The organism is Niallia circulans (genome assembly GCF_007273535.1).
Taxonomy (GTDB): domain Bacteria; phylum Bacillota; class Bacilli; order Bacillales; family Cytobacillaceae; genus Niallia; species Niallia circulans_B.
Genome location: NZ_RIBP01000004.1, coordinates 468,815 through 482,551 on the forward strand (window position 1 = coordinate 468,815; position 13,737 = coordinate 482,551).

At 38.9% G+C, this 13,737-nt stretch carries 12 protein-coding genes; all 12 read right to left on the bottom strand.

The annotated features are described in order from the left end of the window. Positions 1-24 precede the first annotated feature (24 nt). The 12 genes from CEQ21_RS10280 to CEQ21_RS10335 all read right to left on the bottom strand — a co-directional run bounded on the left by CEQ21_RS10280 (position 25) and on the right by CEQ21_RS10335 (position 13,692). Positions 25-1,131, bottom strand: a complete 1,107-nt coding sequence (locus CEQ21_RS10280) for a toxic anion resistance protein (protein WP_185764528.1) — start codon at positions 1,129-1,131, stop codon at positions 25-27. Then, entirely contained in the window at positions 1,128-1,787 is a 660-nt protein-coding gene (locus tag CEQ21_RS10285; RefSeq protein ID WP_185764529.1) for a 5-bromo-4-chloroindolyl phosphate hydrolysis family protein, read from the bottom strand. Before CEQ21_RS10285 ends, CEQ21_RS10280 begins: the two co-directional genes overlap by 4 nt. A gap of 263 nt (positions 1,788-2,050) precedes the next feature. Then, positions 2,051-3,289 carry an L-lactate MFS transporter gene (locus tag CEQ21_RS10290; RefSeq protein ID WP_185764530.1) on the bottom strand — a complete coding sequence of 413 codons (1,239 nt, stop codon included), beginning with the start codon at positions 3,287-3,289 and terminating at the stop codon, positions 2,051-2,053. 153 nt (positions 3,290-3,442) lie between these two features. Next, positions 3,443-4,183 carry a LytR/AlgR family response regulator transcription factor gene (locus CEQ21_RS10295; protein WP_185764531.1) on the bottom strand — a complete coding sequence of 247 codons (741 nt, stop codon included), beginning with the start codon at positions 4,181-4,183 and terminating at the stop codon, positions 3,443-3,445. Continuing rightward, entirely contained in the window at positions 4,180-5,847 is a 1,668-nt protein-coding gene (locus CEQ21_RS10300) for a sensor histidine kinase (protein ID WP_185764532.1), read from the bottom strand. Before CEQ21_RS10300 ends, CEQ21_RS10295 begins: the two co-directional genes overlap by 4 nt. A 147-nt stretch (positions 5,848-5,994) precedes the next feature. Next, the gene (opp4C, locus tag CEQ21_RS10305) at positions 5,995-6,915 is read right to left on the bottom strand and encodes an oligopeptide ABC transporter permease (RefSeq protein ID WP_185764533.1); all 921 of its coding nucleotides are present in this window, start codon (positions 6,913-6,915) and stop codon (positions 5,995-5,997) included. Positions 6,916-6,927: 12 nt separating this feature from the next. After that, positions 6,928-7,890: an ABC transporter permease gene (locus CEQ21_RS10310; RefSeq protein ID WP_127741707.1), complete on the bottom strand. Its 963-nt coding sequence runs from the start codon at positions 7,888-7,890 to the stop codon at positions 6,928-6,930. Between the two features lie 240 nt (positions 7,891-8,130). Next, positions 8,131-9,861: a peptide-binding protein gene (locus CEQ21_RS10315; protein ID WP_185764534.1), complete on the bottom strand. Its 1,731-nt coding sequence runs from the start codon at positions 9,859-9,861 to the stop codon at positions 8,131-8,133. Between the two features lie 84 nt (positions 9,862-9,945). Next, entirely contained in the window at positions 9,946-10,950 is a 1,005-nt protein-coding gene (locus CEQ21_RS10320) for an ABC transporter ATP-binding protein (protein ID WP_225314813.1), read from the bottom strand. A gap of 24 nt (positions 10,951-10,974) precedes the next feature. Then, entirely contained in the window at positions 10,975-11,946 is a 972-nt protein-coding gene (locus CEQ21_RS10325) for an ABC transporter ATP-binding protein (RefSeq protein ID WP_185764535.1), read from the bottom strand. A gap of 783 nt (positions 11,947-12,729) precedes the next feature. Then, on the bottom strand, positions 12,730-12,924 hold the full coding sequence (locus tag CEQ21_RS10330) for a hypothetical protein (RefSeq protein ID WP_185764536.1): 195 nt from the start codon (positions 12,922-12,924) through the stop codon (positions 12,730-12,732). Positions 12,925-13,077: 153 nt separating this feature from the next. Beyond that, positions 13,078-13,692 (bottom strand): acetate uptake transporter, encoded by a 615-nt coding sequence (locus CEQ21_RS10335; RefSeq protein WP_185764537.1) that lies wholly within the window; start codon positions 13,690-13,692, stop codon positions 13,078-13,080. Between the last annotated feature and the right edge of the window lie 45 nt (positions 13,693-13,737).

Sequence of the window (13,737 nt, forward strand, 5' to 3'; positions counted from 1 at the left end):
CTTTTTATGCCCCCTGACTTTAGCTTATTTATCTGAGTGTAATGCAGTTTTCAATTCCTGTTCAACCGTAGTTAGTTCAGTTTCTGCCTTCTGTCTTGTCTGATTACCATCTAATTGAACGGCAATTGTCTCTTCAATAGCAGACAGCAGTCTTTTATGTGTGTCCTTCAGCTCTGCAATTTCAAGCAATTGCTGCTGTGTCTCGCTTCCCTCAGCATGTTGCTTTAGCATTTCTGTATTTTTGTCGAGTATATTTCCTGTAGCATTCCGTATGCTTCTGTCCGTTTCCATTGATTGCTTCTGCCTCAATAATGTTAATGCAATCGACAGTTGATTTCTCCAAAGAGGTATAGCAGTCATAACCGAGGACTGAATCTTCTCAATGACAGTTTGATTTGTATTCTGAATAAGCCTGATTTGCGGCGCTGTTTGAATCGTTATTTGTCTGCTGATTTTCAGGTCATATATCCTTTTTTCCAGCCTGTCTGCGAAGTCCTCCATATCTTCTGCTTCCTGCATTTTCATTTCATCCTGCAGCTCTACTGCAAGCTTCCTCATTTCAGGGAGTTTATGCTCTTTAACCTGTGCAAGTTTCGTTTCTGCTGCGTATATAAGAATATTTAGGTCATGGAAATATTGCTTGTTGCTTTCATATAACTGCTCAAGCAAATGAATATCAGAGATTAGCAGGTTTTTACTTCTTGTTAGTCTTACACTCAGCCTGTCAATTTGTGCACTTGTTTTTTGATATTTCGAGAGAATTTCCTGCACTGAGCTTTGAGACCTTTTGAAGATGCGAGCGAAAAATCCTTGTTTTTTTACAGATAATTCATCTGGATTTATATCGTCAAGCCGTGCCATCAAATCCTTCATGATGCTGCTCACTTCTCCAACATCCTTTTTTTGAACATGGTCAATCATATTATGTGAAAAAGATAAAAGCTGCTTTTGAGCATCATGCCCGAACCGAATGAGGGCATGATGACTCGACCATTCGAGTCCGTCTGATAGTGCCTTTGCCTTGATCATCTCATCATCTGACAAAACAGGAAAAAGGCGATGTGAATTCGCCTTTTCTTCAGACCTATTTTGTTGGTTTTCGTTTAAAAGATTTTCATCCCTTTCGGTCATTTTAACCTCCTGCTTTCATCAATTGGCTTATTGTCTAGTTTTTTCTGGTCGATAGTGTGACGCACGACATCCATTTCAAAATGCAAGTCATCAATGTCATCTGAAAGAATTTCATGAAGATCCTCCTCCAGTGTGAAAGAAAGCTTCTCTAATGTAATTCTCGTTTCAGACAGCGTTTCCTGCAAATCATAATTTTTCTTTGGCTGTGCAGACAGCAAAGCATATTTTTCCGCTATTTCGACCGCTGAATCCAAATGGGCATAATAAAACTTTTCGGCTTTATAGAATCTTTTCGGTTCCTGCTTCGTCAAACGATAGATTTTTTTTGTAACTCTTATAAAATCAATTCTTTTCTTTATTGATGGAAAGTGGCGGATTTGAAACATTGCTTTGTTCAACCGCATTATTTTGACGTTTGCTTCTTTTAGCTGCTTCTGAATGAATTTATATTCCTTCCTCGTCATGGCATGCTTCTTCAAAAACCTGTGGGATGCCACTCCATCTGTGATGAAATATGCTGCTGTTCCGATAGCCACTGCATAAACAACCGACATGAAAAAGTCTTGATTAAAGGCAAACATACATACAAACCAAGTAATAACTCCAGTTGGCAGGGAGACACCCGTTCGGATGAGAAATAGCAAAAATGAGTTCAATCTGATCGACTCCTGACTTTTCGTCCTTATTATTTTTATACGAACTATTCGTGAAAAAGGTTTCAATTTATATTACGCTTATTCTTTTACAATAACGGATAAGCAATATTTTTTCCATAGACTTAAAAAGGAATCTCAACTAAGACTTAAGACTGAATTTAGCAGACGGTAATCAGTTACTTCTATTATATGCATATACGAATTTATAGATGAACATGCACAAAAAACCCGCTAAAGAAGATTCTTTAGCGGGTTTTAGCTTTTTACAAACCAGTTCTTGTATGTGGCTGCATATTAGGCAGCTTTTGGTTTGACTTTTGCTCTTTTTTCCCTTGGAATGGTGGTTTAATTGTTACCGCAATTACCAAGGAGATGATGCAAAGAATTGTTAGAATAATAAATGTTGGAATAAATCCTCCTAATATTGCTGCGATAAACGATCCTGCAAGTGCTCCTATACCAAAGCCCTGGTAAATGACACCATAGTTTTTACTTTGGTTCTTCAATCCGAAAAAGTCTGCGACGATTGTTGGGAAAACAGTGATGTTTCCGCCAAAACAGAAGGCTATCGTTGCGACACAGGCGAAGAAGATTGGGAAGTTCAATGGAATAAAGCTTAATGTTGCAACAGCAATGGCAGTTGCGAACAACGCGCCTGAAACAACTTTCAATCTGCCGACCTTATCAGACAATGCGCCAAGAACGATACGGCCAGTTGTGTTAAATATCGCGACTAATGCGACTGCATTTGCTGCTGTTGCAGCATTAAGTCCTGCAAGGCTAACACCGATATCCTTTACGATACCAATCAAGTAAAGACCACTCATACATGCTGTAAAGAAGATAACGAATAATAGATATGCTTGCTTTGTTTTCAGCATTTCCTTTACTGTATAATCCTTTTGGACTCCATTTGCTGTAGTTGCACTTGAAGCGACCTTCGCTTCTCTCAAAAGGAATGAACCGCCGACTACCATAATCAGCACGATGATTCCCCAGAATAAGAAGGTAGAAGTTACCCCAAATGAGCTAATGAAATATCCGTTAATATATTTAAATAAAAGACTTCCTGTACCATATGCTCCTACTGAAATACCTGAAATAAGACCTTTTTTCTCTGGAAACCATTTAATTAAGTTTGATAATGTCGTAATATATGCTGTACCATCTGCAAAGCCGACTACCACTCCGGCGAGAACATAAAGCATTCCAAGTGATGATGCTTGAGAGCTCAGCATCAATCCTGCACCAAGCAAGACACCTGCTGCTGCGACTAAGCGGCGAATCCCCCACTTATCTTGAAGCTTACCTGCAAACAATGTGGCAAATGCCAATGCGAAGCTAGTGATGGAGAAGGTTATGGCTACAGAGCTTAAGTTCCAGCCAAATGCATCAACAAGCGGCTGATTGAACAAGCTCCATGTATAAATTGTACCAAGACCCATTTGAACAATGATAGTACCGATTACTATTAATAGCCGGTTTTCTGTGCGGTTTTTCATCTGAAATCTCCTCTTTCCTTGTTTCGGTTTCTTCCTATATCAAACTCTTAACTTGAAAGTTTAAGCGTTTTCTTTATAAGAGGATTATACCTCCGAAACAGATTATAAAATCGTTTTCAGAATGAATTGCACATAATCCGGAATGAATAGCATTTATAGTTGCATAATTTGTCGGAATTCTTTTATTTTGCTTCTGCTTACCGGAACCTCTCCTTTAATATCCTTTAATCTTAAGATGTAAGTATGGTTGAACCAAGGAACAATTTCATGGATTTTTGTTAGATTCACCGTATAAGAACGATGACACTTGAAGAAAAGCTCCTCTGGTAGCTTTGCATGAAACTCTGATATGCTCATCGGCATCATAAATTCGTCTGTTTTCGTAAAAACGATTGTCACCTTTTCACTTGCAGACGCGTAGTAAATATCATTAACGTCTGTTACAATGATATTTTCATTTTTACGAAGGTTGATTCTCCTGCTCGTACCTTGCTCTATGACAGGCTCCTTTTCTCCTTCATTACTACGGTCCTTCTTAAAGGCAGCTTCGAGCTTTTTCAGCATCGCTGCAATTCGCTTTTCATCATACGGCTTTAAAATATAATCAAATGCCTCAAGTTCAAATGCTTGGGCGGCATGCTCCTTATAGGCAGTGGTGAAAATAATAAACGGTTTCTTGGCAAATTTGCTAATATTGCCTGCTAGTAGCATCCCATCTAGGGAAGGGATATTAATATCCAGAAAGATCGCATCCACTTCCTCCTCCTGCAAAAACTTAAATACGTCCAGCCCATCCTCGAATGTCCCGACAATTTCAATTCCACTATGTGTTTCGATTAGATATTCCAGTTCTTCCTTTGCTGGAATTTCATCTTCTACTATAATCGCTCTCATCGTTTCTCCTTTGTAATGTCAAAATATACTTTTGTGCCTGGATTTAATCTTTCAATAACAAGTCCTGTTCCATAAATCAGCTTCACTCTTTCATGGACATTTGCCAAACCTATATGTCTTGATGACATTTCACCACGATATAGCTGATCGATGATTTCTGCCTTAATGCCCTCCCCTGTATCTTCAACACTGACCCTTATACTGCTATTAAGATCCTTGACAGAAATAGTGATAAGACCAGGAGCTTTCCTTTTCAGAATGCCATGAACAACTGCATTTTCAACTAATGGCTGGATGAGAAGACTTGGCACCTTAATTTGAACATCGTCAATATCATATTCAACTTGCAGCTTGCTTCCAAATCTCGCCTTTTCAATATCAATATAATCATGTACCTGCTGTAATGCTAGATGGATATCAATTAATTCATCTTCAACCTCGAGGTTATATCGCATATAGCCGGACAGACTGATGATTAATTCTCTGGCTTTTTCCGGATTTCGTCTTGTTGTTGATGCAATGGCATTTAATGCATTGAAAAGGAAATGAGGATTGATTTTTGTTTGCAACGCCTTCAATTCGGCTTTATTCGCAGCTTCTTTAATTTGTTCTACTCGAGAAACCTCCATTAATGTCGAAATGATTTGAGCAAGTCCAATCGCCATCGTTTGAAGCGTATGTGTAATAGTATATGCCTTCCGATAGTAAATCTTTAATGTCCCAGTCACAACACCTCTTTCCTCTAAAGGAATAATGAGCAAACAATGAATTTGCGGTGTATGATGGTCTGCAATATTATTGCGTATTGTTATCTTGCCACTTTTTATCGTATCCTTTGTTAAACCACTGATAATTTCATGACCGTTCTTATACTTTTCTTCACCGAAGCCAACATATGCAAGAACATCCCTTGTATCTGTAATGGCAACAGCATCTGCTTTAATTTCCTTTTGTATTATTCTGCAAATCTTGTGGAGTGATTCGCTGTTAATAGACCGGAAGTAAGGCAGAGTTTTGTTGGCAATACCTAATGCAAGTTGTGCCTGCTTTGCAGCAATTCTTTCCTTTTCGCCTTCGACACTTGCAATCATTAACACGATGAATCCAATGCTGACTTGTCCTAATATCATCGGTAACGCAATTTTGGAAACAATGTCCAAACCTAATGAGAAGGGTTCTGCCATCACAAGTATCAGCGCCATCGTCAGCACTTCACAAATCATTCCGGCAGCTATTCCGTATACCCACCTGTTTTGTTTCTTTACACGAAAATAAATTATGCCGGCAACGATACCTGCCAATATACTCGTAATTAAACAAGGTATAGACGTGACGCCGCCTATATCAATTAAATACCGATGAACCCCTGAAACAATTCCTGTAATGATGCCGACCCAAGGACCAAACAAAATCCCTCCGGACATAACCGCGATGATGCGGATATTAACAATGGAGCCTTCCACTTCAATACCGGAATAGGTACCAAACAATGCGAAAGCACAAAATATAATGGTTATCAGTGTCAATTCTGTTGGAGAATGATTTTCCTTTTGTAGCGTCTCCTTAAATTTTGGCACCCTTGATAGAAAAAACAATGAAATAAGCAGCAATGCTGCCCTTTCAATTAATTGAATGAGCATTTGGATTTCCATTGACGCGTACATCTACAATCCCCCTCTAGTTGCTATTATGTTATGTATTTTTATCTTCTACTATATATTAGCAGTAAAAAATGCCGGCTTCATCCGAAACGATATTGTCATTTTATCGCAAACGAAAAAACCTGCCTAAATTGCAGCAGGTTTTTATCATTAGCGCTTATTGCTTTTCGGATCAAGAGCATCACGCAAACCGTCTCCGATAAAGTTAATGCACAACACGGTTACAAAGATACATAATCCTGGCGGTACCCACGCCTCTGGGCTGTTTCTTAAAATACGAATGCTTTGTGCTTCAGAAATCATGTTACCCCATGTCGGTGTTGGCTGCGGTATTCCAAAACCGATGAAGCTCATTGCAGATTCAATGATAATATAGGTTGCCATCATCAATGTAGCGTTAACGACAATTGGTCCAATTGCATTCGGAATAAAATGCTTAAAGATGATTCGGAAATCACTTGCTCCGATTGCCTTTGCTCCATGCACAAATTCCTGTTCCCTTAAGGACAAATAGGTTCCCCTTATAATCCTCGTCAAGTTCGGCCACGAGGTTATCGCTATAATGGCGACGAAGCTGCCGATTGACACCTTTGGCATAATAGAAACTACTGTCAAAGCAATAACGATAAATGGAAGCATCATGATAATATCTGCGATACGCATGATAGTTGCATCAACAAGGCCGCCATAATAACCTGCAATAGATCCTAACAGCACACCGATAACCAATGTACAAACCATTGCAGAGAAACCGACGATAAGCGAGATTCTGCCGCCATACAGTAATCGTGCAAGATTGTCTCTTCCTGAACCATCATTTCCAAGCGGATGGTCTGCGCTTGGTCCATGCTCAACCATCATCAAATTTGATTTGGTCGGATTTTGGTCTGTTAAAAGTGGTGCGAAGATCACTGCTAAAATGATAATCGTTAATACAATAACACCAAGAACAGCCAATTTATTTTTCATAAACCGTCCTAGCGCAATTTGGCCAGGAGTTTTACTCTTTTTATCTTCTACTTTAATAGGTAGATTTGGTTCTGTTTCAACCGTTTGTTGATTCAGTTGCATTGTTCATTCACCTCACTCATATCGAATTCTAGGGTCAACAAGGCTGTAGCCGATATCTGCCAGCAGATTTCCCAATAATGTAAAGAAACCAATCATTAAAGTAATGACCATGATAACAGGGTAATCCTTGCTGGAAATAGAGTTAATGAACAATGTCCCGAGTCCAGGATATTGATATACACCCTCAGTAATAATCGCTCCACCCAACAGGGCGCCGATTTCAAAACCTAGCAATGTTACGATTGGAATCAAGGCATTTCTCAATGTATGCTTGTACAATACAGTATTTTCGGTCATCCCTTTTGCTCTTGCTGTACGAATATAATCACCAGACAGAACATCAAGGACTTCTGAACGCATATACCGTGTATATGTAGCCATTCCACCTAATCCCAGAGTTAGCCCTGGCAAAATTAAATGGTGAAGCTTATCCCAGAAGAGCTCGGCTCCTTGCAGATTCGGACTTGAAACCGTACCTTGCGACGGAAACCAGCCGAGCTGGATCGCGAAGAAATAAATTGCCACCAAACCAAAGAAGAAGCTCGGAATTGCCAGTCCAAAGAAGCTAAAGGTTGTTACAGAATAATCAAGCACAGAATATGGTTTTCTTGCTGAGTAAATTCCGATTGGAATCGAAAATAAAATCGTAATAATTAAAGAAAAGGTTCCTAATGTGAGTGTATTGCTGACTCTCGATTCGAGCAGGTCTGTCACTTCACGCCCCTTATATACGATTGATTCACCAAAGTCCCCCTGAACGATATTTCCTAACCAGCGGAAATATTGTACATAAATTGGATCATTAAGCCCTAAAGCTTCTTTTTGCTGTTCGTATACTTCTGGGTCTACATTCGGATCAAGCTTTCCAGTAAAGGGATCGCCAGGAGCCGCCTGCATTAAGCCAAATACGATAACCGTCAATGCAAATAGCATTGGAATGAACACTAATACACGACGAATAATATACTTATACATTGCTCCCCCTCCATTTCTAATGTTGTATTTATTAAGTCATAAATTAGTTTTTAAACCTTTTTCGGTTCATTTCGTGCAGACCGCAGCACCACACGAAATGAACCAAAATTTGGCTGAAATCATAAAGAGAAAAGGGCTCCCCTTTAAGATTGCCCGCACCTCGGTAACAGAATAGTTTGCCAGCAAAATATCCAGTTTTGATACGGACTTGAAAAGCAGGAGCCCCCGTTTACCTAACTATTATTCTGTAACACTCCATAAATGTGTGTTGTTCAAGAATGAGTATGGCAATACATCAACGCCTTGAAGACGTTTGTTATAAGCCCAAAGGCTGTTTTGAGCATATAGAATTAATGCTGGAAGATCTTCAGAGAACTTCACTTGCCATTCGCTGTATTTCTCTTTTCGGTAATCTTGTTCAAATGCATCTGGTGGTGTAAATGCGTCCACTAGAAGCTGTTCTGCTTCTGGATTATTCCAACGGGAATAGTTGTAAGCAGCTTTAGAAGACCATAGGCCGCTCGGATCTGGATCTGTGCTGTCTAAGCTCCAGCCAAGTAAGTATAGATCCCAATCTTGTGCGTTCTTTTCTAAATCTTCAAAGTAAGCAGCAGCTTGTTTCGGCTGGCGCAAGTCAATTTTGATGCCCACAGCTTCAAGATATTCTTGAATGATTGGTGCTGATTTTTCACGAATTTGGTTTCCTAATGGATAGTTCAGGTTCAACACCCACTCATTTCCATCTGGATCTTCACGGAAGCCATCGCCATTTGTATCTTTATAGCCTGCTTCATCAAGCAATGATTTCGCTTTTTCTGCATCAAACTTATATTGGTTAGGGTTTGTATCATCATATGCCCAGAATTGTGTAGCAATCGGAGAGTTCTGAACTACTCCTTTGCCATAAAGCAAGCCATTGATGATTGCTTCACGATCAACTGCATACGCAATTGCCTGACGAACTTTTTGGTTAGATAGCTTTTTGTTTTCTGTCCATTTAGATGGATCTAATGATGTATCGCCTTGATCACGATGGTTAACCATCATACCCATTACTTGGTAACCGAAGTCTGCCTGTTCAACAATTTCAACATTGTCATTTGCTGCAACTGACTCATAATCCGCAGCTTGAATTCCAGTTGGATCTGCAACAAAATCTACCTCGCCGCTTTCAAGCATACCAAGGATGACAGATTGGTCTACAACCTTCCAAACAACGCTGTCTAGCTTAGGAGCACCTTGCCAGTAGTCTTCGTTTTTCTCAAGAACGTATTGCTCACCTTCTACAACATTAGTCAATTTGAATGGACCAGTACCAATAACGTCTTTTGTTGTAGCAGCAGCTTTAGGCATGTCAGCGATCGCAATATCCTTAAAGATATGCTCAGGAATAATTGGGAAGCTCGAATCAGAAAGTGCTAACACGTTCGGATTTGCATATTTGAATGTTACAGTATTGTCATCAACTGCAACAACACCTTCGAATTCATCTGTTTTGCCTGTTGAGAAGTCTTCATAGCCTAATAGTCTTTCAACATATTGTGTACGAATACCACCAGCCTCAACGTAGCCAGGGCTTGCAATCGATTTGTATGTAAATACGACATCGTTTGCAGTGAACGGCTCTCCATCTTGCCATTTCACGTTTTCTTCTAAGTGGAATGTAACTTCTGTTTGGTCTTCGTTAAATTCCCATTCTTTTGCTAATTTCGGAATGAAATCAAGGTTTTCATCTTGTCCTAATAAACCTTCATGTGTTAAAGATAAGATATTGTTCTCATATGCATCAGCATAAAAAATCGGGTTAAATAATCCAGCAGGTGCTGTATCCATTGCACCAGTTACAGTGCCGCCCTCAACTGCTTCTCCAGGCTCTGAGTTCGTGTCATCACTACTGTTGCTGCACGCAGCCAAAATACTGCCGAGCACTAACGTCAAGCATAATACAAGTAACCAATTTTTCTTTTTCAACGTCGTTCCCCCTTAAAATATAGTTATCTGTAGAAATCGCAAACCAAACTCGGGTCAACAACCACCTCCTTAAAAGATTAATAATCAATCTTCTTTACTGTATAAGTGGCATGCAACGAAATGGCCTTCCGAAACTTCAGTCAAGTCCGGGCGCACAATGGCACATCTTTCATGTGCTTTTGGACAGCGAGTTCGGAATGCGCAGCCTGACGGTGGATTTGACGGGCTTGGCAGATCACCCTTCAGAATGATTTTTTCTCTCTTTTTAGTCACATCTGTTGTCGGAACTGCTGATAAAAGCGCCTGTGTATAAGGATGAAGCGGTGTTTCATAAAGCCCTTGCTTAGGTGCCAGCTCCGCAATTCTTCCTAAATACATTACCGCTACACGATCACTTATATGTTTAACAACACTCAAATCATGGGCAATAAAAAGGTATGTCAAATTAAATTCTTCCTGCAAATCGGCCATCAAGTTTAAAACCTGTGCCTGAATAGAAACATCCAAAGCTGAAACTGGCTCATCACAAACAATGAATTTAGGATTTAGCGCAAGCGCTCTCGCAATGCTGATACGTTGCCTTTGACCACCAGAAAATTCATGAGGATATTTCGTTCGTGCATCTGCTCGGAGGCCAACCTTTTCCAGCAGACTGATTGCTTTTTCCTCCCGCTCTCGTCGATTTAACTTTGTTTGTACAAGCAGCGGTTCTTCGATAAGCTCTTGTACACTCATTTTTCCGTTTAATGAAGCGAACGGGTCCTGAAAGACAATTTGCATATCTTTTCTGATTGGACGCATCTTTCTGTTATTTAATGTAGTGATGTCTTGCTCTTCAAACTGAATACTGCCTTCTGTCGGGTCAAGCAGCCGCAAAATGACTCGTCCTAACGTAGATTTGCCTGAACCAGATTCACCAACAAGTCCAAGCGTTTCTCCTCTGATGACATTTAAGGAAATATCATCAACTGCTTTGACATGGCCCACCGTATGCTTTAAAACGCCACCCTTGATTGGGAAGTATTTCTTAATGTTTTTCGCTTGAAGAATGTAATCTTCTTCGGTCTTTTTCAATAAATCTTGCTCCATCAATGACATGAAATATTATTCCTCCTATTCATACAGGTAGCAGCGCACCTTATGGTTTTGTCCATTATCAAGAAGATTAGGATTACTAACACGGCATTTATCCATCACATGCTTGCATCTGTCAGAAAAACGGCAGCCAACAGGAAAATCATAGGCAGGCGGAACTGTTCCCTTAATTACTCCAAGTCTGTCGACATCGTCCTCTAATTTAGGTAAGCTTTCTAGAAGTCCATTAGTATAAGGATGCTTGGGATCAAGGAACATTGCATTTACTTTTGCCTGCTCCACAATCTGTCCTCCATACATAACCATAACCCTGTCTGCATATTCAGCTACAACACCTAAGTCATGTGTTATTAACAACACTGCCATGTTGAATTTTTTCTTCATCTCGTCCAACAGATCCAAAATTTGTGCTTGAATTGTTACATCGAGAGCTGTAGTCGGCTCATCTGCAATAAGCAGCTTTGGCTCACAGGAAATAGCTATTGCAATCATCGCACGCTGGCGCATCCCGCCTGACAGTTGATGAGGATATTCATTTACTGTCTCTTCTGCCCTTGGAAAACCAACTATTCTTAATAGCTCGATTGCTCTGTTTCGAGCTTCTTCCTTTGAGACTTTCTTATGCTTTCTAATTGTTTCTATAAGCTGGTTTCCAATTGTAAATACAGGATTTAACGCAGTCATCGGCTCTTGGAAAACCATCGCAATTTCACTTCCGCGAAGCTTTGCCATCTGCTTATCGGAATAAGGAACAATATCTTTGCCGTTAAAGCGGATTTGCCCTCCTTTGATTTTCCCTGGCTTACCAACAAGCTTCATTATAGAAAGAGAGGTAATGCTTTTGCCGCTTCCTGATTCACCAACGAGTGCTACTGTTTCACCAGGATTTATGGAAAAGTCAACACCATCCACAGCTTTTGCCACTCTGTGTTTATCCACTTGAAAATACGTTTTTAAACCTTCTACCTCTAATAACGCATGTTTTGTCATATACTCACCTCTGCTATAATCCTTGGATTCTTGTAATTTGTGCTATGTACTCTGGGTAGTAAAAAAATGGGTAGGATGTAATTTAATAATTAATTTTGAATTGAGGGAACTTTTTAACTAAAGAAATTATTCTGAAAATAGAAACCGTTTTGATAAATAATATAATACCTTCTATAATTCTTGTAAAGACAAATTTTTCAGAAAAATAGATTTTTTGTAGAATCGTCTAGTTTTCTCGTCGAAATCTCCGCTATTCTCCTACATTCTTATCTGTTTACCGAGAAGACTATTCCACTAAATATAATATATAAAGATAATAGTTTCTCCTAACAGTCGTATAATTCCGACCTCATATTCTCTTAAGTGGAAAACATCATAATTATAGTGAAAACTTGTTATTACTGAAATCCAAACATTAATCGACAAACAAAAAACACAATCGTTCCCTTCAGATAGACATCATTTAATATCAGCCGACACAACAAATTATATTAATATAATTTGTTCTTTTTCTATAAATCTATCTCGTTCTCTTGGTAATCTTTAAAACGAATAAATTATACCTTACAGTCATTTTTTTATATTAAAAAAGAAATTTAACTATAAGTACGTACAAACATTATGAAATATGTGTAAAAAAATAGTTAAAATGAATAATATTAATTCGTTATATTCACTATCTTTTTAAAGGATTAACGGGGAAAAGGAAGCCAAAAAAGCCTCCTTCATCAAGTGGGGAGAATTGTTTTTGGATTTATGTATTTCTAAGTGGACTTTGGATAATTAACAGGATGTTAGTTTATCCATGAGCTCATCGCAAAGCTCCTTCATGATTTCCTGTTGTGAAATGAGATCTGCATCCTTCATCATTTGCAAGTACAGAACAGTTTGCATCAGCAGTGATTTTGCTTCACCCTCCGAAAGACCCTTAATGTTTTTTTGAAGCTCACTAATCATATATACCTCCATATTCGACATGTCTATATCACCAATTACTTATTTTAACCGTATTTTATAGAATTTTCCATTACAAAAGGAGTATTTTTTTTGTTTTACCAACCTGTACAAATATATTTCAGCTAAATTAACCACAAAAAAAAGAGCCTATGCTTATAGGCTCTCTGCAAACTTTTATTTAAAGATTCCGAATGGCTTTCCAATCGGCAATACGATTTTCCCAAAATGTGTGTTAAGCACAATTGCACCGCATCCGTAAAATGATAATAGGGCGATACAAAGCTCTGCAATACCTGCAATCGTATGTGTTACTTCGTACATGACATCAAAAGAGCTTAAAGAAAGTCCAATAAATAGGATATCAATAAAGACGAAAATAAAGAAAAGCACTTTATGTGTCTCTAATGCGCCAATTGTCATAAACAGACTAAAGATTAAATAGCCGATGAAAGCAAAGCCAAGTTGTTTTGGATCAACATTTTGTGCAAGTACTTCGCCAAACACTCCAAGTTGAATCAACCAAGAAAAGCCTACACCAAACCAGAATAAACCAAATGCTGCAAAAGCAGTAGTTCCAAAGATATTATTATGCTTCGCATCAAGCAAAGCTGCGATCAATTGAGCTAATCCACCCAAAAAGAACGCCCACGGCAAAATTAAAGATAACCCTTCTGTTAAACCTAACTTTTGTGAAGATGCTACCAATGTAACCATTGCTAGACCGAATAGTCCAAGTGCAGATGGATCTGCCGTCACCATTTTTACTTGGGTATAGTTCTTGTTGCTCATAAATTCCTCCTATAATAAAAAAACATACTTATGTAATGTATAGGA

Coding starts and splice junctions, on each gene's coding strand:
- CEQ21_RS10300 (WP_185764532.1), bottom strand. CDS start 5,847: ATGTACGCGTCAATGGAAATCCAAATGCTCATTCAATTAATTGAAAGG.
- CEQ21_RS10320 (WP_225314813.1), bottom strand. CDS start 10,950: ATGGAGCAAGATTTATTGAAAAAGACCGAAGAAGATTACATTCTTCAA.
- CEQ21_RS10335 (WP_185764537.1), bottom strand. CDS start 13,692: ATGAGCAACAAGAACTATACCCAAGTAAAAATGGTGACGGCAGATCCA.
- CEQ21_RS10310 (WP_127741707.1), bottom strand. CDS start 7,890: ATGTATAAGTATATTATTCGTCGTGTATTAGTGTTCATTCCAATGCTA.
- CEQ21_RS10325 (WP_185764535.1), bottom strand. CDS start 11,946: ATGACAAAACATGCGTTATTAGAGGTAGAAGGTTTAAAAACGTATTTT.
- opp4C (WP_185764533.1), bottom strand. CDS start 6,915: ATGCAACTGAATCAACAAACGGTTGAAACAGAACCAAATCTACCTATT.
- CEQ21_RS10330 (WP_185764536.1), bottom strand. CDS start 12,924: ATGTCGAATATGGAGGTATATATGATTAGTGAGCTTCAAAAAAACATT.
- CEQ21_RS10295 (WP_185764531.1), bottom strand. CDS start 4,183: ATGAGAGCGATTATAGTAGAAGATGAAATTCCAGCAAAGGAAGAACTG.
- CEQ21_RS10290 (WP_185764530.1), bottom strand. CDS start 3,289: ATGAAAAACCGCACAGAAAACCGGCTATTAATAGTAATCGGTACTATC.
- CEQ21_RS10280 (WP_185764528.1), bottom strand. CDS start 1,131: ATGACCGAAAGGGATGAAAATCTTTTAAACGAAAACCAACAAAATAGG.